Raw genomic sequence first — 17,917 nt, forward strand, 5'->3', positions numbered from 1 at the left:
GACACCGGTCAGCCGCCCGCGTCGGGACCCGGGGCCGCGCTTTTGCCGCCGGCGAGGGATTGCAGCGCGGTGATCAGATCCGCCTCGACGCGGTCTTTGTCGACGCCGCAGCGGCGGAGCGGCCCCTGGTCGGACGAGCCGCCCTCCAGCTCGAGCAGGGCCAGCAGCTGGTGCTCGGTGCCGACATAGTTGTGGCCGAGCCGAAGTGCCTCGCGCACGCTCAGTTCGAGCGCCTTGCGCGCCGGCCCGCTGAACGGAATGAGCTGCGGCGGTTCGGCTTCCACGCGCAGGGCGGCGATCGCCTCGGTCGCGGCGGCGCGCACCGCCTCGGTGTCGACCTTCTGCAGCCGCAGCAACACCGTCGCCAGGGCGGCCGCATCGCTGAGCACGCCGAGCAACAGGTGGTCCGGGGTGATCTCGCCGTTGCCCGCTTCGTGCGCGGCGTTCTGGGCCGCCACCACCGCGCCCCGCGCCCGGGGGGTGAAGCGCGCGAACCCCTGGTCAAGATCGAGGGTGGCGGGCTCGGCGCGCGGGACGAAGCGCTTCTGGGCGGCCTGCTTGGTGACGCCCATGCTCTTGCCGATGTCAGTCCAGGACGCCCCGGAGCGGCGGGCCTGGTCCACGAAGTGGCCGATCAAGTGGTCGGCGATCTCGCCCAGGTGTTCGGCGGCCAGGACGGCGTCGGCCAGTTGATCCAGGACGTCGGGGCGGGTCGCCTTGATGGCGTCGATCAGCTCGTCGAGCCGGATCGGGTAGGCGATGCGGACGGGTTCGGACATGCCGTCAACGTTAGGTTGACGCCGCCGGACTGTCAACCTTGGGTTGACGATTCCGCGGGGACTGGCCCGCGTGGGAAGGGCCGGCCATATAACGTCCGTCAAGGTTTGCTCCACGAGATGCGCGGCGTTCGCTTCTCTGTCAATCTGAAATAATGAAACTTCTTCTCGTTGCGGCAGGCTTTGCCGCCGTAGTCGGAATGGCGGTGCCCGCGCACGCCGATGACACTGACGACGCATTCGTCGCGTCACTGGATAAGGCCGGCATCACGTATTCCGATAGCGATCTGGCAGCCGGAGCGGGCAAATGGGTGTGCAAGACGCTTCAGGGCCCCACCGCGATGTCGGATGTCGTCTCAACGCTGGAGTCCAAGAACTCCGACCTGACTGATGACAAAGCCAACAAATTCGCGGCCATCGCCGTCAGCACGTACTGCCCGTACATGGCTTTCAGCACCACCTCGCCCAGCCCGAGCGCGACCACCACCAGCTCTTCCTCGTAGCCCGGCCGCGGGCGTTCGGTGTGCGGTGTTTGTGATCCGGTCTTTACAATTCCGCACGCCCGCGGTGGTTGAACGAAACCTGCAGTCAACATTTCGCCCTTAACGTTCCGGCAAAGATCATGACGGCCGGCGTTGAGGGGTAACGGGATTGGACTTTTTTCAAAGCCAGTTGGTCGATCCCGTTAGCAACGTACTGAATACGCACATCTTGGTCTATTTACTGATCGGTGGCGGTCTCTATTTCACGGCGCGCACCCGATGCATTCAGATCCGCTACTTCGGGCGAATGTTGCGTCAGCTCCGCAGATCCCATCACCAGGACGGCGGGATCTCGTCATTTCAGGCATTCTGCGTCGGTCTCGCGTCGCGCGTGGGCACCGGAAACATCGCCGGCGTCGCGATCGCGCTGACCGTCGGCGGACCCGGCGCCATTTTCTGGATGTGGGTGGTGGCCGCGGTCGGCATGGCCACCGCCGTGATCGAGGCCACCCTGGCCCAGATCTTCAAAGTCCGCTCGCCTGACGGCGCCTACCGCGGGGGTCCGGCGTACTACATCCAGCGCGGGCTGCGCTCGCGGGCGGGTGGTGTCGTCTTTGCCATGCTGTTGGTGCTCACCTTCTCCACCGCATTCAACATGGTCGAGACCAACGCGGTTAGCGGAGTCTTGAAGTCATCACACGGTGTCGACGTCGGCTGGACCACAGTGGTTTTGGCCGCGCTGGCGGCGCCAGTGCTGTTCGGAGGCGTGCGGCGGGTCGCTCAGTTCGCCGGCTCGGTCCTTCCGGTGGTGGCGCTGGTGTACACGTTGCTGGCGCTGGGGATCGTGGCCGTCAACATCACCGAGCTGCCCATGGTGATCAAGGAGATCATCGGCGGGGCGTTCGGAATCCGCCAGATGGCAAGCGGTTTCGCGGGCGGTGTGCTGGCCGCGATGTTCACCGGCGTCAAACGAGGCCTGTTCGCCTGCGAGGCCGGGATGGGCAGCTCGCCCAACATCGCGGGCACCGCGACGGTGTCACATCCCGTGGAGCAGGGCCTGATTCAGTCGCTCGCGGTGTTCGTCGACGCGATGGTGATCTGCACCGCGACGGCGTTCATCGTCCTGCTGTCCGGCCCCGAGACCTACAACCCGGCCCGCGTGGGAGCGGTCTCGGGGGCGAGCCTGACGGAGTCCGCGGTCGCCGCCGACCTCGGGTCGTGGACCACCGTGTTGATGACCGCCGTGGTGTTCGTCTTCGCGTTCGCCTCGGTGCTGAGCAACTATGTCGTTGCGGAGGCCAACCTGTTCTTCTTGGGCGGGCGGCGCTTCGCGGCCAATGTGCTCAAGGTCGTCACGCTGCTGTCGATCGTGTTCGGGGCGATGGCCAAGCTGACGCTGGTATGGGCGCTGGCCGATCTGACGATGGCGGTGATGGCCATCGTCAACCTCCTGACCATCTGCATGCTCGGAAAGTGGGCGTTCGCGGTGCTGCGGGACTACCACCGCCAGCTCGCACACGGAGAGGCGCCGGTATTCGTCGCGAGCGCGGCGGGTCTGCCCGGTGTTCTGGACGGTGACATCTGGGAACCCGGGAACCGCAGCCAAGTCGGTGCGCTGCCCGAGTCTGTGACGTTGAGCCGACCCGCGATGCGACCGTCGGCGGCCTAGCCGCTGACCGAGTGAACCCAGCGCGCGGGGCGGTAAGTTCATGCCCCGTTCGCTCGACGAGATGCCATTCGCGGACATTTTTGCGACAATCACTGCGTTATGCGATTTCTTCTGGGGCTGATCAGCCTCGCCGCCACAATCGTCCTGGCCGCGCCCGCCCACGCGGACATCGACAACGACCAGGACTTCCTCAAAGACCTCCGCGACGCCGGCCTCACCTATCAGGACGGTGGCAACGCGATCACCATCGGCAAGTCGGTGTGCGAACTGCTCGACGACGGCCAGTCCGACGCGAAGATCGTGACCGACCTGCGCAACCAGAATCCGGCCTTCCAGGGCGCCGCCGCGGCCAAGTTCACCTACCTCTCTGCCGCCCATTACTGCCCGAAGTACATCACCGGCGAGGACCGCGGTCCCAAGCCGGACGGTGCCACCGGCAACTGAGCCGACTCGGGCCGCAATAGGCTGGTGGCCGTGCCCGTCGATCCCGGACCGCCGACATGGGACGCGGCAGTTCAGACCTGGCATCTCGACCTGGTCTCCGCGGCCGTCGTCGCGCTGCTCACCACCGGATATGCCTGGGGCTACCGGCGCGCCCGTGCCACCGGCGCCATCCGCGCAACGAACGCCGCCTGCTTCGGCGCGGGCCTGCTGGTGTGGATGCTGGCCACGATCAGCGCGATCGGTGCCTACGCCTACGTCCTGTTCTGGGTGCGGGCGCTGCAGGTCTTGCTGCTGCTCTACGTGGTGCCGTTCTTCATCGCGCAGGCCAAGCCGGTCACCGTCTTTCGTGACGCCGTCGGACCGGTGGGCCGCGACCGTGTCGACCGGATGTTGGCGACCCGGTTCGCCCGCGTGCTCGTTCATCCGGCGACCACGTCGGTGGCAATGCTTGCCACGCCATGGCTGCTCTATCTGACCCCCTGGTATACCGCGGCGCTGCAGAGCGAATGGATCGGCGCGCCGACTCGAATCCTGTTGGTGGCCTTGGGCTTCGCATACTTTTACGCTCGATTACAAGAAGATCCCGTTCCCCGCAGGTATCCGCAGTCGATCTCGTTGCTGATCACCGTCGCCGAGGCGCTCGGCGACGGTGTCCTGGGACTGGTCATCTGGCAGGGCCCGTTGATCGGTACGGCGTATTACGCTGCGCTGCAGAGGTCTTGGGGTCCCGATCCGCGGCTCGACCAGACGATCGGCGCCGGCGTCCTATGGATCCTCGGTGATCTGGTCGGGTGGCCGTTTGTGCTGCTGCTGATGCGCGCGCTGTCCCGCGACGAGAAGGCGCACGCGGTCGCCGTCGATGCCGAGTTGGACGAGGCCGAGTCGGCGGCCAAGGCACGCAGCACCGAGAGCGAAGGCGCCGAGGGCCAAACGTCCCTGTGGTGGGAGAACGACCCGCAGCTGCGGGAGCGGTTCCGCCGCGGCTGACGTCTCTCTACTTGTCCTGTTGCTGGTCGGACGGGCCATCGCGCCACGGGCGGGGGCTCTTCGGCAGGATCATGAACGCCACGGGAAGGCGTACCAATGCGTCGCGGGCGGCGACCTCGAGGAACACGATCTCCATCTCCAGGCGGTTCAGAGGCCGCGTTTCCATCATGAAGCGCGTCCGCAAGTAGCGGGGGGTCCTCAGCCACTCGACCAAATTCATGACCGCGACTCTACCCCTTCAGCGGAAATACTTGGTCTGCACAATGTTTCACGGCGACGTGCGGCTGATCGGCCTGGTTTTCGGCTGTCACTCGCCGTTTCTGTTCCGCGATCACCTGGTTGAGGTAGTCGGCCTTGGCGCAGCCGTAGTATGCCGCGAACTGTAGCGCGAGTTCGTCCATCTCCTCGAAGGAGACGTCGCCACTTTTCAGCGCCGCGTACACGTGCGACATGATCGGGATTTCGGCATCCTGGAAGGCCACGCAGGCGACGGTGATCAGCCGGCGTTCCTTCATCCCCAAGCCGGGGCGTAACCACATCTCGCCGAACACGAAGTTCAGAATGCCGGCACCCGAATACGGGTTGTCACGCATCGGCGCGAACGGCAGGCAGTTGATCTCCTTGAACGATTCCTCGCCGCCTTGCAACCGTCGCTCGGGGTCGCTGGCGGTGACCAGTGGCAGCAATGGTTCCGGCGCAGGGGGCGCCTCGCCACGCGCCGCGGCGATCTTGGCCCATTCCAGGTCCACCGCGATGTTGAACCGGGACGCCTTCGGCCAGCCCGCGTAGACGGCGAAATGCAGTACGGTTTCCCGCATTTCGGCGATGGTGAGGTCACCGCTGTTGAGCGCGGCGTAGACGTGCTGCTCGAGTGGGGCCTGCGCGTCGGCGGCCGCGACGCAGGCCAGGGTGACGAACCGTCGGTCGCGGCGGCTGAGCCCGGGCCGTGACCACACCTCGGCGAAGACGAAGTCGATCAGCCCGCCCGCGTACGGGCTGTCGCCGTCGGGCGGGTCGATGGTCATCACTTCTGCGAACGTGCGCATCCCGCGGTCATGTCGCGCGCCGTCGCCCATCGGATTCTCAGCGGATGGTGACACCGGCGTCGACTTTCAGTTCAAGCCCTGTGACGTAACGGGATTCATCGGAGATGAGGTAGAGCACCGCGTTGCTCACGTCGGACGCCTCGATCAGCGGCGCGGGCAGCGCGTTGAGGAAGATGGGCACCAGGTCGGGCCGCTGCTCGGCGATCAACGTGTGCATGCTCGGCGGTACCATTCCGGTGGCCACCCCGGTGGGATGCACGGTGTTCACGCGAATGTTCTGCGCGGCAAGCTCGTTGGCCAGCGCCAGGGTCATTCCCACGATGCCGTGCTTGGAGGCCGTGTAGGGCACGTGCAGCGGAGTGCCCTTGATGCCGGCCGACGAGCTGATGTTCACCAGGCTCCCGCCGCCCCGGGCGACCAGATGGGGGAGTGCGGCCGCGCAGGTGTTCCAGGCGCCGATGAGGTTGACGTCCAGGACCAGCCGCCACTGCTCGGCGGTGGTGGTGTCCCAGGTGCCGACGGTGAGCACGCCGGCGTTGGCGACCGCGCCGTCGAGTCCACCGAGTTCGTCGACGGCCGCGTCGACCGCGGACTTCATGGCCGCCTCGTCGCGCACGTCGACGACTTTGGTGACCGCGCGGCGGCCCTGCTTCTCCACCAGCTGTGCGGTTTCGTTCAGGTCGTCCTCGGTGGCCAGCGGGTACTCCAAACCCGCTGGCGTGGAGCAGATATCCACCAGGATGCAGTCGGCGCCTTCTTCGGCCAGCCGCACCGCGTGCGAGCGTCCCATGCCGCGCGCGGCCCCGGTGATCAAGACCCGTTTGCCCGCGACCCGGCCCGTGGCGTTGTTCGTTGTCATCGGCGTATCAAACCTTGTTGCAGAAGCCCGCGTCGACGGGGAAGGTCACGCCGGTGACGTACTTCGCCTCGTCGGAGACCAGGTAGGCGATGGCGGCGCTGACGTCCTCGGGTTCCATCATTGCGACGGGCATCGGGTTTTGCAGATGGGGACCCGCGCCGGGATTCTTCTCCAGGAACTCGGTCATGTCGGGGTTGGTCGCCATCATCGTGTTCACCGCGGTCGGGTGCACCGTGTTCACCCGAATGCTGAGCGGCGCAAGAGCATTCGCCAGGGTGCGCATCAGTCCGACGATGCCGTGCTTGGACGCCGCGTAGCCGAGGCCGCCGCCCTGCAGGCCGCCGAAGCCCTTGATGCCGGCGGTCGAGCTGGTGAAGATGATCACCCCGCCGCGGTTACCGGCCAGCAGATGCGGGATCGCCGCCCACGCCGTGTGATAGGCCCCGTCGAGGTTGACGCCGGTGACCGCGCGCCATTGCGCCAGCTCCTCCTCGATGCTCAGCTGGCGAAACGCCAGGGGCGCGATCCCGGCGTTGGCCAGCACGATGTCGAGGCGGCCGAAATGCTCGACGCCGGCATCCACCGCGGCCTTGACCTGCCCGAAGTCGCGCACGTCGGCGACCGTGCCCAGCATCTTGCCGCCGGCTGATTCGACCAGATCGACGGTCCGATCCAGCTCCTCGTGGGTGGCCATCGGATAACCGTTGGCGGGAATGTCGGCACAGACGTCGATGCCGATGATGTTGGCGCCCTCGCGCGCGAGTCGCACCGCGTGGCTGCGGCCCTGGCCGCGGGCCACCCCGCTGATGAAGGCGACCCTGCCCTCTAGTGAACCCACCGTGCACTTCCTCGTTTCTCGTTGATCAGCCCAGATCAGGGCGGAGTAACGCCGTTACTCACGTCCGCACAGTAACATGGTTACCGTGAAGGCGACAGAGGCCGGGCCGGTGGCGGTGGACGGCGCGTCCGGGCGGCGGGCCGATCCGATCCTGGCGATCGTGGTCGAGATGCTCGATCGCGAGGGCTATGAGGCCGTCCAGCTGCGCGAGGTGGCCCGACGGGCTCGCGTATCCCTGGCGACGATCTACAAGCGGTATCGCACGCGCGACGAACTCATCGTCGCGGCCCTCGACGAGTGGATGGACGCCAATCGCTATGCGGGGCTGCCCTCGCTGATCGGCGACTTGCCCGGCGAGTCGATGTATGTGGACCTGATGCACGTGATGAGGACCATCTTCGAGCCGTGGGAACGGCATCCGTTGATGCTGCGCTCCTATTTCCAGGCGCGATCGGGGCCAGGCGGCAAGCGCCTCATCCAGCGCGGCGTCGACGCCGTCGTCCCCGTCGCCAAAGCCGTTCTGGCGCAAGCGGAGCCGGGATTCGCCAAGGACCTCGAGCTCATCCTCACGGGCGTCGTCTACGGGCTCCTCACCCGGTTCTCCCAAGGGGAGATCGAGGTCACCGACATCGTGCCGGGTATCGAGCGCACGGTGTTCTGGCTGACGGCGGCGTATGAGACTGGGCCCGCCCGCCTGGCGCAAGGCTGAGTCGAAGCGGGCGCCTCGTCGCCCAAAAACCCGATTATTCAGCTCTTTATAAGCTGCTCGTTCCCGGCGATCCCTATTGTTCGTCGTCATGCCGCTATGGGTCGACGGCATCGTGACCGCGAACAGGAAAGGAACCGCCTCACATGCCCTCACGTCGTTGGCTTGCCGCATTGGCCGTCCCCGTTATGGCGGGCGCTGCCCTTATCACCAGCGCCGTCGCGATTGCCGATCCCCTCGATGACACCTACCTGGCCCAATTGCGTGCCGTCGGCTTCAGCTGGCCGCCCGAACACGATTCCGCCCTCACCGGCATGGGTCGGCTGATCTGCGACGACATCGGCTGGGGTTGGACGTATGACCAGATCGCCCAAAGCATCCACCAAACGTTGGATCCGCGGAACGTGACGTTCGGAGAGATCGGATCGATGGTGAGCCTTGCGCATTCGACCTACTGCCCGCTTCAGCAGTGCTGGTCGACGCACTGCTGATCGCAGCGAAACCCGCTGTGCTGCACCAGCTCCGCTCACATGAGGGGCGGACCCGGCAGCAGCCAGATCACCGAGGGGTCGATGTCGTCCTTGTATTGCGGACAATAGGTGGCTATCGACAGGCCGACGAAGTAGGCCGACTGCTTGACGGAGAGCGGCGTTTGTCTCGCCAACTGGATGGCCAGCACCGATGCGTTCGGGTTGACCGCGATGCTGGTGCACACCGCGCGGGCCTTTGCAATCGCATCGTTGTTGTCGGGCATGGTGATTCCGCCCTTGGACAGGCCCGCGATGAAAGCGTCGTCTGACCTATCCGCGAAGGCCGGCGTGGCGAAGGCCAGCGCGGCGGTGCACAGCAACATCGCGCAGGCGGCCGGCCACTTCCCAGAACCAACCCTCATCGGAGTCGTGGCCTCCCCTCTGTGAGCGGGCCGATCGGCGTGCGGTCAAGGACGACTTGTATGAACGATAGTCGAAATCGCGATGCCCTTCTCGCGGAGCGTTCGGGCGTCGCCGACGGCGTCAGGACGAGCAGTGCGTGGCCTTGATCCGCCCGTTGGGCGAGCCCAACCTGGCCAGGGCGTCCGCGGTGGATGCCGTTGTGTCCGGGCCGGACCCACCCTGAAACCGTCCGGAAACGCGGTCGAACGCCACCGATGCGCAGCCGTTGCGCGTGCCCGCCACCACGACGCAGGCATCACCGGCTTCGGCGGTGCAGTGGGCCAGCGCGACTTGGTTTGCCTGATCCTGACTGCCGGCGGTGCCCCACCCGGCGGCTCGGCCGGTTCCGGCGGACACCGCCAGGGCGACGAAATCATCGTCGGCGGCCGCTTTCGGCGCGGGCAGCGCGACGCTCGCGCAGCCGACTGCAACGACGACTGCAATGATTGACCGCACCCGCCCGCTCCTTCTGCAACTCCCAGGAGAGGAATTTAGCGCCGAGGCCGGCGTTCGCGCGGGAAAACGGCCGCGGCGCCGCCGCGCTACGAGTTGCCCTCCGGGTCCTCGGCCAGGTACGTGACCTCATACCACCGCCGGCGCGCCTGGACATCGGTGTCGTACTCCTCGGTCGCCGTCGCCCGCTCGAGCCGCACGTCGGTCAGATGCGGATTATCAACGCGGATATAGTCTTCCAGCTCGGCGTGCAGCGCATCGCCGTCCAGGGTGGGGGCCGCGAGTGCCCTGTCTGTGTACCTCGTCCAACTCACGCCTCACATCTTGCTCCGGCCGCCGCGCCGCACGAAATCATCGAGGCCTGTCCGCGGGCAAGGCAAGACTCCTATACTCGACTCACTCTGGTGGAGGTGCGATGGCTACAACCTGGGACACATTGGATCGCTATGTCGTGGTCTCGACGGATACCCACGCCGGGGCGGATCTCTACGACTACAAACCGTATCTGCCGGCGCGTCTGCACGATGACTTCGATGAGTGGGCCAAGACGTACGCCAGCCCGTTCGACGATCTGATCGTCGCGACCGCCGCCCGCAACTGGGACCACGATCTTCGTATCGCGGAGATGGACGCCGACGGGGTGGCGGCCGAGGTGCTGCTGCCCAACACCATTCCACCGTTTTTCCCGACCACCCCGAACATCACCATCAGCTTGCCCCGCACGCGCGAGGACTTCGAGAAGCGTTGGGCCGGAGTGCAAGCCCACAACCGGTGGCAGATCGACTTCTGTTCGCTGGCCCCGGCGCGGCGCCGCGGGTTGATTCAAATCTTTCCCAACGATGTCGAGCTGGCGCTGGAGGAGATCCGCTGGGGCGCCGAGCAGGGCTGCTTCGGTGGCGTGCTCATCCCGGCGGTCTCGCCCGGTGACCCGCAGGTGGCCCCGCTTTTTCACACCCGCTACGAGCCGATCTGGGCGCTGTGCGCGGAGTTGGATCTGACGGTGGTGCAGCACGCGGGGGCCGGGAGCCCCGAGATGCCGATGGACCAGCCCGCCTCCAATGCGGTGTTGATCACCGAGATGGCGATCTGGGCCCAACGCACACTGGGTCACCTGATCCTGGCCGGGGTGTTCGAGCGATACCCGACGCTGCGATTCGTGCCGACCGAGCAGGGCACGCTCTGGGTGCCCGGACAACTCGGCATCCTCGACGCGATGGTGCCGACCATGAAGTCGGACGCCGGCAACCGCACCTACGGAATGTTCGGCGGATCGTCGGTCGACGAGCTGACGCTGACCCCGAGCGAATACGTCCAGCGGAACTGCTATTTGGCCAGTGAGCTGATGCCTTTCGACGGCGCGATGATCGATTTCATGGGTCCGGAGCACATCATGTGGGGCAGCGACTATCCGCACGAGGAAGGCTTCACGCCACACTCCAAGCTGGCCATTCGGTGGGCCCTGCACGACAGGCCGGAAGACGCCTGCCGAAAAATCCTGGGCGGCAACGCGGGTCGCCTGTACCGTTTCGACCTCGATGCCTTGGTGCCGGTGGCTGCCAAGATCGGGCCCACCGTCGCAGAGGTGCATACACCGTTGGAGGACACGGGCTATTGCGCCCCGGCCGCTTTCGGCTACCGGCCCTTCGAAGGAGGGCTGGCCCTCAAGCGGCTGGCTCCGGAGCGGCGCTAACCGGACTCTTCGGTCAACGCGGCGCTGAGTCGGCTTGTCGCGGAAGCGAGTTGGAGCCCCAGTCGGGCGACCGCCGCGCCGGTCATCGGTTCGGCGCTGGGGACCAGGCTGAGCATCAAGGCGATGCGGGAGCCGTTCTCCAGGATCGGGGAGTCGATGTGGCTCACCTCGTAGGTGCGCTCCGGTTCCAGGCTGATCGGGAACCAGTCCTCCTGGTGGATAAGTTCGTCGGTCAAGGCCTGCGCCAGCTGGCTGAGCCGCGTGGAACGCACCTCGGCACTGCGCACGATCAGCGCCAGTTCCTGCAGCCGCACATCGGGCAGCAGGTGCAGACCGACCGCGTAGCCGCGCTGCCGGGCGGTGGTGATGGCCTGGCGGTAGCGATCGCGCACGTCTTCGGGCAGCGCGGCCAGCCAGCGCTCACGGGCCTCCGGCCCGGCCCAGGCCACGGTCGACGCCCCATACGGGGGGCGGTGGGGGAACTGGGTGCCGATGGGCATCGGGTGACCGCCGCCGTGCCGGCTTCGCACCTGATCGACGACGGTGGAGTAGTCGTCGCTCACCGCGAAGGCCACGCAGTGGGCGCCCGTCGCGGCCGACAGTTCGGCCATCGCGGAACGGGCCAACACCAGAGCCGGATAGCGGGCCGCCGCCTCGCGGCCGAGTCGGACCAGCGCGGGGCCCAGGTGGTAGGTCTTGCGAACCGGGTCGCGCAGCAGCCAGCCGGCGCGGAGCAATTCGGACAGCATCGAGTGGCAGCTGGCCTTGTGCACGCTCAACTGGCGCGACACCTCGGCCAGCGTCATCCCCCGAGTCCCATCACCGGCCAACTGCTCGAACAGGTTCACCACCCGTTCGGTCTGCGGGGAGGGACGCGGAGCCATACCGCTAATGGTCGCATAATGCGACTTCTTGCGGTGCTATGCGCGACCATGTGACGATGGCCACAATGAAGGACCTTCCGGGCAAGGTGGCGGTCGTAACGGGCGGGGCCGGGGGCATCGGCCGGGCCCTGGGCAGGCGTTTCGGCCAAGAGGGCATGAAGGTGGTGCTGGCCGACGTCCTCGCCGAGCCGCTGGACGAGGCGACCCGGGCGCTCGCGGATGAGGGCATCGAGGTGGCCGGGCTGGTCACCGACGTCACCGACTATTCCTCGGTCGAGTCGCTGGCCAAGGAGACGCTCTCGCGCTTCGGCGCGGTGCATGTGGTGTGCAACAACGCCGGCACCGGCGGTGTCTCCGAGGGTTACATGTGGGAGCACGACCTGGCCGACTGGCGCTGGGGGATCGACGTCAACGTGCTGGGCGTCATTCACGGCATCAAGGCCTTCGTGCCCATCCTGCTCGAGCAGGGCGAAGGGCACGTGGTCAATACCTGCTCGGGCAACGGCGGGTTCGCACCGATTGCCCGGGGGGCCATGGGCGGACCGGCCATGGCGGTGTATCCGATGACCAAGGCCGCGGTGCTCTGCCTGACCGAGAGCCTCTACACCCACCTGGCGATGACGGGGACGCGGGTACGGGCGCACGTGCTTTTCCCGGGCGGCTTTCTGAACACCGGCATCTGGGAATCGTGGCGGCACCGTCCGGAGCGCTACGCCGCGACCCAGGAACGCCACACACCCGAGGCGACCCTGGCGGACGTGGTGGCCCGCTTCGAAGCGGCCGGCGCGCATGTCGAATTCACCCCGCTCGAGACGGTCGCCGACCAGGCGGTGGACGGAATTCGGTCTGACCGCTTCTGGGTGATGGGTCCGCCCACGCCGGCCGATGAGGTCGTGCGCAGCAAGGCGGCATCGATCCTCAATCGCGGCGAGCCCGACTACCTCGTCGACGTCCTCGGCCGGCATGCCGAGAACGCGCCCGAAACCGAAGGAGGAAAGCGTTGACTACCAACGCAGTTCGCTACGGTCCCCGCCCACCCGAGGCGCAGGTCGACCACGAGATCGACGCCACCAAGGCGCCCATCGCCACCGAGGCGGTGACCGTCACGTATCTCACCGATCCGGAGATCGTCGCGGCCGTGCTGCCCAAGCCGCTGGAGCCCGCGGCCGAACCACTGGTGCGCGTCCAGCTGCAGCGGGTCCGGATAGAGGGCATGGCGCCGTTCGGTTCGGCGGTGTTTTCGGTGACCGCCCGGCACGGCGACCGCGAGGGCGACTATCCCCTGTTCATGCCCCAGTCCACCGAACAGTCCGTCACGGGTGGGCGCGAAACATTCGGTGAGCCAAAGAAACTGGCCCACATCGAGGTGGACCGCGACGCGGACCGGGTCAGCGCCACGGTCGACCGGCTGGGCCATCGGCTCATCACGGTGAACGGTCAGGTCACGGGCCCGGCGGAGTTGCCGCCCGATCAGATGAACACCGAGTTCTACTTCAAGTTCCTGCGCGCCCCCGACGGCGGCGGCATCACCGACCCCCATTTGGTGTACGGCGAGTATCACCGGCACTACGAGCTGCTGGAGAACATCGACGGGACCCTCGAGCTGGGGGAGTCACCGTTGGATCCGGTGGCCGACATCGTCGTTCGCCAAATCACGTCGATCACCTGGTGTCGCCGGCGCACCGTTCAGGTGGGGCGGATCGTGGCGCGGGTGCCGCAGGAGTGGTTGCTGCCCTACGTGCACCAGCGCTACGACGACGTGGCCCTGCTCGCCGCCCCCAGGCCCGAGCCGGCGCGGACATAGCGCATGGACCGGTACACGGTCATTTCGGCCGACTGCCACGCCGGTGCGGATCTGTTCGGCTACCGCGAGTACCTCGATCCGCAGTACAGAGACGAATTCGACGGCTGGGCAAAGACATTCGTCAACCCGTTCGGTGACCTCACCGAGCCCGAAGCCGAGCGCAACTGGAACAGCAAGCGGCGCAACGCCGATCTGGATCGCGAGGGCACCGCAGCGGAGGTCATCTTCCCCAATACCGTGCCGCCGTTCTTTCCTCAGGCCAGCCTGGCCGCGCCCCCGCCCGAGACCGCCAGAGAGCTCGAGCTGCGCTGGGCGGGCCTTCGCGCGCACAATCGCTGGCTGTCTGACTTCTGCTCCTTGTCGCCCGAGCGGCGCGCGGGGGTGGGGCAGATCCTGCTTTCAGATCTCGACGAAGCCGTCGCCGAGGTGGCACAGATCGCCAAGTTAGGGCTGCGCGGCGGCGTGCTGCTGCCCGGAGTCGCCCCCGGCACCGGCATTCCCGCGCTTTACGCCGAGCACTGGGAGCCGCTCTGGGCGGCGTGCGACGAGGCCGGCCTGGTGGTCAACCATCACGGCGGCAACGCCGGACCGACCCCGACGGACGGGTGGGGCAGTTCGTTCGCGGTGTGGGTGTACGAGACGCACTGGTTTGCGCACCGGGCCCTGTGGCATCTGATCTTCAGCGGCGTCTTGGATCGCCATCCGGACCTCACCGTGGTCTTCACCGAGCAGGGTGCCGGGTGGATACCGGCGACGCTGGACTCGCTTGACGTGGCGGCGGCCCGGTACGGACGAGCGAACTCGGCGATCGCCCGGTTCGCCGGGCCCACCGCCGGCTCGCTGCCGCTGCGGCCCAGCGAGTACTGGGCTCGCCAGTGTTATGTGGGTGCCAGCTTCATGCGGCCCGTGGAATGCGCCGAGCGCCACGGAATCGGGGTCGACCGGATCATGTGGGGAAGCGACTACCCGCATTTCGAGGGGACCGCTCCCTACACCCGAGAGGCCTTGCGCCACACCTTCTCCTGCGTCCCGCCCGACGAGGTGGCGGCCATGGTGGGCGGGAACGCGGCGGCCGTGTACGGATTCGACCTCGACGCCCTGGCCCCCCTGGTCGACCGAATCGGCCCGACCGTGGCCGAGGTTGCCGAGCCGCTGGCGGCGGTGCCCGCCGACGCGCGCAGCACCGTCTTCGAACCCGACCCCATCCGTACCTGGTAGCGAAAGGTCCACCGTGGAGCCCTACCTCATCATCTCCGCTGACACCCACGCCGAGCTGCCCACCGAGCAGTACCGCGAGTACATCGACCCGGAATATCGGGAGGACTTCGAAGCCTTCCTGGCCGAGAAGATTGCCGCCGCGGCGCAGGCCAGTGGCTTCATCGACGAACAGTTCGCGCAAGAGTGGTTCGACGAACATGGCGACGGCATCGCGGGCGGCTGGGACGTCGCCAAGCGCGACCGCGAACTCGACGGCGACGGCGTCGCCGGCGAGGTCATCTTTCCCGACGCCGACGCCGTCACCGGTGTCGCCGGGGCTCCGTTCGGCGCGGGCCTGGGGCAGTCCGGCGATTTGGACCCGGGACGCGCCATGGCCGGTGCGCGGGCCCACAACCGCTGGCTGGCCGAGTTGTGCAGCCACAGCCCGGAGCGACGGGCCGGGGTTGCGGTGGTCCCGATACTGGCGGACGTCGACGCGGCGGTGGCCGAGATCTCTCGAGCGGCCGAGGCCGGGCTGCGCGGCGGCATCATGATCCCGGTGCTCTGGGGTGACTATCCGCCCTACCATGACCGCCGCTACGACAAGGTCTGGGCCGCCTGCCAGGACCTGCAGATGCCGGTGCACACCCACGTCGGTCCCGCCCCCAGTGAACAGTACGGCCCGCATCTGGGCATCTACACGACCGAGGTGCGCTGGTGGGGAGTCCGGCCCCTGTGGTTCGCCTTGTGGGCCGGCGTATTCGAGCGATTCCCGAACCTCCGCTGGGGGGCCACCGAGTGCGGCGCCTACTGGGCCAACGACCTGCTGTGGCTGATGGATACCCGGTTCATGCGTGAGCACTCGGCCAAGAAGATGAGCCGTCTGCTGGAGGGTGATCTGACGATGCCGCCCTCGGCGTACTTCGACCGGAACTGCTTCATCGGTGCCACCACCACCGAGCGCCGGGAACTGGCCCGGCGCTACGAGATCGGTGTTCCAAACATGCTGTGGGGCAACGATTATCCTCACCCGGAAGGAACATGGCCGCACACCCGCGATTGGCTGCGCCGCTCGTTCTGGGACATTCCGATTGACGAGACGCGGCAGATCCTCGGGCTCAGCGCGGCCGAGATATACAACTTTGACCTGGGCGCCCTCGCCGTTCTGGCCCAGCGCATCGGCCCGACCCCTGCGGACCTGGGTCAGGACGACGCGGTGAGCGTCCCCAAGTGGGAGGCGGCCCGCCGGGCCGGACGCCACTGGCTGACGGACTCCGAGCCCATCCCCGACCTGGTGCAGAACTGAGGGAACAAGGCTGTGGCACACGGCATCTGATTGCCGTGGGCCGGCAGGCACGTGAGGTGCCAGAAGCGCTTCAACGGTCCGGTCGGGGACCACAGAGCGCGCCGATCGACACACCGTGAAGGTTCCGCGCACCCCCGCTTTCGTGTGACGATTGCAGATCCAGGTCCAGGCGATTGCGTGTGCGGCTCGTGCTGTTAGGACCCGGGGGGCACATTCCGGTTGTGAAGGAGGGCGAATGACCGAAGCCTCCGCAGCATCATCGGCGACGACGGGTTGAGCGTGACGCTTAAACGTGTTGACGAATTGAAGCCCGGAGACAGGATCCGCATGAAGATCGGACACGCCACCGTCGTAGCGACTGAACCCCTGGAGGACGACCGCACCCTGCTCACCTTCACCTACGGAACCAAGGGCGCCGCCGACAACGCGTTGACCGTGGATGTCCTCGACGATGACGAGTGGGGTTGGTGAGGCGGTGCTTCCGCACCTACTGCGCCGGCCGGGATCTTGTCGGCAAGGGTCTGAGCATACGACTATTGAACGAGTACGGACCCGCAGGAGGAACGATGGCTCCAGACCGTCTGACGAGCATCGCCGGTTTATCCGCCGCGTCGCTCGCGATTGCCCTGTCGTTTCCCCCGATTGCCGTCGCCGACGATCCGTCCTGGAACGGCCAGTACGCGATCACGTTCATGGTCGGCCCCAAGGCCGGGACCAGCATGGCGGTCGGGGATCCCGAGACGCAGCACACCGACACCTACGGGATCCGCTCAAGCTGTACGAACGGGAAGTGCGTCGCCACCATCGTCAGCGGCCCTCCGCCCAGCAATCCGACGGTTCCGCAGCCGGTGCAGTTCACCTGGGATGGCAAGTCCTGGTCGCAGGTCAGCGACTTTCAGTGGGACTGCATGATGCCCGACACCACGATCCAATGGAGCCCGGCTCACGCCGAGGTGCACTACACGCCCCAACCCGACGGGACGCTCGCCGGCGTCATGCACACCAACATTCTGAGCGGCCCGTGCCAAGGCACCATCGACATGGATATGTCGGCCCAGCGCGTGTGAATGTGCCGGTTTTCGAAACCGATTGCCCCGCAAGAGATCTGCTCGGGACCGTGGTCGCGCTCAGGTGTGGACTTTCCAGCCCGCTAACGGGGTGGGCGCCGCCGGGGCGTCGGGATCGTTGAACTCGATGTACACGTCGCCCTGGTTGATGTTGGCGTCGTAGGCGATGAACCCGTGGGCGGTTTGGCCGTTGGTGACGCTGCCCGCGCGCAGGGGCGGCAGCTTGTTGATCTGCTGGTAGTCGACCATGGACGAGCCGCCCTGAACATCCCGGTTCGGGTCTTGCCGCCACGGGGATGACGCGGCCGTAACGGAGGTCTGGCTGTAGGTGAACGGCGCATTGGATTTGCCGGCGATGGTGAGTTCGATGACGTTGCAACCCCGGCCGCCGGAGCAACCCGAGGAGACCCAGGTCGCGCCGTTGAGTGTGACGTCGGCGGTCGCGGTGCTGTACTCCGTGACATGGATGCTGGTGCCGGATTTCCCGGTCGGGAAAGGCGACGACTGTTGGGGTGTCGGGTCGGCGGCTCCGTGGGGTGCGGTCAAGCACGCTGTCAGCGCCAGCGTCGTTGCGAGAACGCTCATGCCAAAGGATCTGGTCACTGCGCGAAGATAGCGCATCGGGAGAGTTCGCGGCGAGCGTGAAGTCGTGACGCCTTCGCCGGTTGTCGCCAGCGCAGCGCGGCTCACGGCTGCGGCGGCGGGGGCGGTGGGGGTCAAGCCGGACGACGCCGCCACCCGAGTGCGGTGCTATATGGCCAACTCGCCGCGGCCGCC

23 protein-coding genes are annotated in these 17,917 nt (G+C 66.9%); 13 read left to right on the plus strand and 10 right to left on the minus strand.

What is annotated here, in order from left to right:
* Nucleotides 1-8: 8 nt before the first annotated feature.
* Nucleotides 9-779 (minus strand): Clp protease N-terminal domain-containing protein, encoded by a 771-nt coding sequence (locus A5688_RS21915; RefSeq protein ID WP_067914033.1) that lies wholly within the window; start codon nt 777-779, stop codon nt 9-11.
* A 152-nt stretch (nt 780-931) separates the two neighbouring features.
* On the opposite strand from A5688_RS21915, the gene A5688_RS21920 reads away from it, so the two are divergent.
* The 4 genes from A5688_RS21920 to A5688_RS21935 all read left to right on the plus strand — a co-directional run bounded on the left by A5688_RS21920 (nt 932) and on the right by A5688_RS21935 (nt 4,358).
* Nucleotides 932-1,279, plus strand: coding sequence for a DUF732 domain-containing protein (locus A5688_RS21920; protein ID WP_067839980.1), 348 nt, complete (start codon nt 932-934; stop codon nt 1,277-1,279).
* Nucleotides 1,280-1,487: 208 nt separating this feature from the next.
* Nucleotides 1,488-2,927: an alanine/glycine:cation symporter family protein gene (locus A5688_RS21925; RefSeq protein WP_242660379.1), complete on the plus strand. Its 1,440-nt coding sequence runs from the start codon at nt 1,488-1,490 to the stop codon at nt 2,925-2,927.
* A 99-nt stretch (nt 2,928-3,026) separates the two neighbouring features.
* Nucleotides 3,027-3,371 (plus strand): DUF732 domain-containing protein, encoded by a 345-nt coding sequence (locus A5688_RS21930; protein ID WP_067839986.1) that lies wholly within the window; start codon nt 3,027-3,029, stop codon nt 3,369-3,371.
* Nucleotides 3,372-3,401: 30 nt separating this feature from the next.
* A complete protein-coding gene (locus tag A5688_RS21935; protein WP_067840046.1) occupies nt 3,402-4,358 on the plus strand; it encodes a cytochrome c oxidase assembly protein in 957 nt (318 codons plus the stop codon).
* Nucleotides 4,359-4,365: 7 nt separating this feature from the next.
* On the opposite strand, the gene A5688_RS21940 is transcribed toward A5688_RS21935, so the two are convergent.
* From A5688_RS21940 to A5688_RS21955, 4 genes are read right to left on the minus strand one after another with little or no spacing between them, the layout of a single operon-like run.
* A complete protein-coding gene (locus tag A5688_RS21940) occupies nt 4,366-4,578 on the minus strand; it encodes a hypothetical protein (RefSeq protein WP_067839989.1) in 213 nt (70 codons plus the stop codon).
* Nucleotides 4,579-4,588: 10 nt separating this feature from the next.
* The gene (locus tag A5688_RS21945) at nt 4,589-5,404 is read right to left on the minus strand and encodes a carboxymuconolactone decarboxylase family protein (RefSeq protein WP_067840049.1); all 816 of its coding nucleotides are present in this window, start codon (nt 5,402-5,404) and stop codon (nt 4,589-4,591) included.
* 37 nt (nt 5,405-5,441) lie between these two features.
* Nucleotides 5,442-6,263 carry a mycofactocin-coupled SDR family oxidoreductase gene (locus A5688_RS21950; protein WP_067839992.1) on the minus strand — a complete coding sequence of 274 codons (822 nt, stop codon included), beginning with the start codon at nt 6,261-6,263 and terminating at the stop codon, nt 5,442-5,444.
* Between the two features lie 7 nt (nt 6,264-6,270).
* A complete protein-coding gene (locus A5688_RS21955; RefSeq protein ID WP_067839995.1) occupies nt 6,271-7,101 on the minus strand; it encodes a mycofactocin-coupled SDR family oxidoreductase in 831 nt (276 codons plus the stop codon).
* Between the two features lie 76 nt (nt 7,102-7,177).
* On the opposite strand from A5688_RS21955, the gene A5688_RS21960 reads away from it, so the two are divergent.
* Together A5688_RS21960 and A5688_RS21965 are read left to right on the plus strand one after the other, a co-directional pair.
* On the plus strand, nt 7,178-7,810 hold the full coding sequence (locus A5688_RS21960; protein ID WP_067839998.1) for a TetR family transcriptional regulator: 633 nt from the start codon (nt 7,178-7,180) through the stop codon (nt 7,808-7,810).
* Nucleotides 7,811-7,953: 143 nt separating this feature from the next.
* Entirely contained in the window at nt 7,954-8,298 is a 345-nt protein-coding gene (locus A5688_RS21965; RefSeq protein WP_067840000.1) for a DUF732 domain-containing protein, read from the plus strand.
* A gap of 35 nt (nt 8,299-8,333) precedes the next feature.
* Here the strand turns inward: A5688_RS21965 and A5688_RS21970 are convergent, their stop codons facing one another.
* The 3 genes from A5688_RS21970 to A5688_RS21980 form a co-directional block, all read right to left on the minus strand.
* Nucleotides 8,334-8,699, minus strand: coding sequence for a DUF732 domain-containing protein (locus A5688_RS21970; protein WP_067840003.1), 366 nt, complete (start codon nt 8,697-8,699; stop codon nt 8,334-8,336).
* A 121-nt stretch (nt 8,700-8,820) separates the two neighbouring features.
* Nucleotides 8,821-9,195, minus strand: coding sequence for a DUF4189 domain-containing protein (locus A5688_RS21975; protein ID WP_067840006.1), 375 nt, complete (start codon nt 9,193-9,195; stop codon nt 8,821-8,823).
* An 86-nt stretch (nt 9,196-9,281) separates the two neighbouring features.
* Complete coding sequence (locus A5688_RS21980) at nt 9,282-9,506, minus strand: hypothetical protein (protein WP_067840009.1); 225 nt, start codon at nt 9,504-9,506, stop codon at nt 9,282-9,284.
* Nucleotides 9,507-9,607: 101 nt separating this feature from the next.
* On the opposite strand from A5688_RS21980, the gene A5688_RS21985 reads away from it, so the two are divergent.
* On the plus strand, nt 9,608-10,882 hold the full coding sequence (locus tag A5688_RS21985; RefSeq protein ID WP_067840012.1) for an amidohydrolase family protein: 1,275 nt from the start codon (nt 9,608-9,610) through the stop codon (nt 10,880-10,882).
* Here the strand turns inward: A5688_RS21985 and A5688_RS21990 are convergent.
* A complete protein-coding gene (locus A5688_RS21990; RefSeq protein ID WP_067840015.1) occupies nt 10,879-11,766 on the minus strand; it encodes an IclR family transcriptional regulator in 888 nt (295 codons plus the stop codon). The genes A5688_RS21985 and A5688_RS21990 overlap by 4 nt on opposite strands.
* A gap of 65 nt (nt 11,767-11,831) precedes the next feature.
* Here A5688_RS21990 and A5688_RS21995 point away from each other — a divergent pair, with 65 nt between their 5' ends.
* The 6 genes from A5688_RS21995 to A5688_RS22015 all read left to right on the plus strand — a co-directional run bounded on the left by A5688_RS21995 (nt 11,832) and on the right by A5688_RS22015 (nt 17,140).
* Nucleotides 11,832-12,770 (plus strand): SDR family NAD(P)-dependent oxidoreductase, encoded by a 939-nt coding sequence (locus A5688_RS21995; protein ID WP_067840051.1) that lies wholly within the window; start codon nt 11,832-11,834, stop codon nt 12,768-12,770.
* Nucleotides 12,767-13,570, plus strand: a complete 804-nt coding sequence (locus A5688_RS22000) for an acetoacetate decarboxylase family protein (protein ID WP_067907461.1) — start codon at nt 12,767-12,769, stop codon at nt 13,568-13,570. Before A5688_RS21995 ends, A5688_RS22000 begins: the two co-directional genes overlap by 4 nt.
* A gap of 3 nt (nt 13,571-13,573) precedes the next feature.
* Nucleotides 13,574-14,788 carry an amidohydrolase family protein gene (locus A5688_RS22005; RefSeq protein ID WP_067827963.1) on the plus strand — a complete coding sequence of 405 codons (1,215 nt, stop codon included), beginning with the start codon at nt 13,574-13,576 and terminating at the stop codon, nt 14,786-14,788.
* 13 nt (nt 14,789-14,801) lie between these two features.
* A complete protein-coding gene (locus A5688_RS22010) occupies nt 14,802-16,073 on the plus strand; it encodes an amidohydrolase family protein (protein ID WP_067827968.1) in 1,272 nt (423 codons plus the stop codon).
* Nucleotides 16,074-16,400: 327 nt separating this feature from the next.
* The gene (locus A5688_RS27825; RefSeq protein WP_165606872.1) at nt 16,401-16,544 is read left to right on the plus strand and encodes a hypothetical protein; all 144 of its coding nucleotides are present in this window, start codon (nt 16,401-16,403) and stop codon (nt 16,542-16,544) included.
* Nucleotides 16,545-16,639: 95 nt separating this feature from the next.
* Nucleotides 16,640-17,140, plus strand: a complete 501-nt coding sequence (locus A5688_RS22015; RefSeq protein WP_067827971.1) for a hypothetical protein — start codon at nt 16,640-16,642, stop codon at nt 17,138-17,140.
* A gap of 60 nt (nt 17,141-17,200) precedes the next feature.
* Here A5688_RS22015 and A5688_RS22020 read toward each other — a convergent pair whose 3' ends face one another.
* Nucleotides 17,201-17,725, minus strand: coding sequence for a hypothetical protein (locus A5688_RS22020; RefSeq protein WP_067907466.1), 525 nt, complete (start codon nt 17,723-17,725; stop codon nt 17,201-17,203).
* Nucleotides 17,726-17,917 lie beyond the last annotated feature (192 nt).

This window comes from Mycobacterium mantenii (assembly GCF_001667865.1).
GTDB lineage: Bacteria > Actinomycetota > Actinomycetes > Mycobacteriales > Mycobacteriaceae > Mycobacterium > Mycobacterium mantenii_A.

Excerpts from the sequence above, each read along its gene's own strand:
- A5688_RS21915 (WP_067914033.1), bottom strand. The coding sequence starts at position 779 with ATGTCCGAACCCGTCCGCATCGCCTACCCGATCCGGCTCGACGAGCTG.
- A5688_RS21920 (WP_067839980.1), top strand. The coding sequence starts at position 932 with ATGAAACTTCTTCTCGTTGCGGCAGGCTTTGCCGCCGTAGTCGGAATG.
- A5688_RS21930 (WP_067839986.1), top strand. The coding sequence starts at position 3,027 with ATGCGATTTCTTCTGGGGCTGATCAGCCTCGCCGCCACAATCGTCCTG.
- A5688_RS21940 (WP_067839989.1), bottom strand. The coding sequence starts at position 4,578 with ATGAATTTGGTCGAGTGGCTGAGGACCCCCCGCTACTTGCGGACGCGC.
- A5688_RS21945 (WP_067840049.1), bottom strand. The coding sequence starts at position 5,404 with ATGCGCACGTTCGCAGAAGTGATGACCATCGACCCGCCCGACGGCGAC.
- A5688_RS21950 (WP_067839992.1), bottom strand. The coding sequence starts at position 6,263 with ATGACAACGAACAACGCCACGGGCCGGGTCGCGGGCAAACGGGTCTTG.
- A5688_RS21960 (WP_067839998.1), top strand. The coding sequence starts at position 7,178 with ATGGTTACCGTGAAGGCGACAGAGGCCGGGCCGGTGGCGGTGGACGGC.
- A5688_RS21965 (WP_067840000.1), top strand. The coding sequence starts at position 7,954 with ATGCCCTCACGTCGTTGGCTTGCCGCATTGGCCGTCCCCGTTATGGCG.
- A5688_RS21970 (WP_067840003.1), bottom strand. The coding sequence starts at position 8,699 with ATGAGGGTTGGTTCTGGGAAGTGGCCGGCCGCCTGCGCGATGTTGCTG.
- A5688_RS21985 (WP_067840012.1), top strand. The coding sequence starts at position 9,608 with ATGGCTACAACCTGGGACACATTGGATCGCTATGTCGTGGTCTCGACG.
- A5688_RS21990 (WP_067840015.1), bottom strand. The coding sequence starts at position 11,766 with ATGGCTCCGCGTCCCTCCCCGCAGACCGAACGGGTGGTGAACCTGTTC.
- A5688_RS21995 (WP_067840051.1), top strand. The coding sequence starts at position 11,832 with ATGAAGGACCTTCCGGGCAAGGTGGCGGTCGTAACGGGCGGGGCCGGG.
- A5688_RS22005 (WP_067827963.1), top strand. The coding sequence starts at position 13,574 with ATGGACCGGTACACGGTCATTTCGGCCGACTGCCACGCCGGTGCGGAT.
- A5688_RS27825 (WP_165606872.1), top strand. The coding sequence starts at position 16,401 with ATGAAGATCGGACACGCCACCGTCGTAGCGACTGAACCCCTGGAGGAC.
- A5688_RS22015 (WP_067827971.1), top strand. The coding sequence starts at position 16,640 with ATGGCTCCAGACCGTCTGACGAGCATCGCCGGTTTATCCGCCGCGTCG.
- A5688_RS22020 (WP_067907466.1), bottom strand. The coding sequence starts at position 17,725 with ATGAGCGTTCTCGCAACGACGCTGGCGCTGACAGCGTGCTTGACCGCA.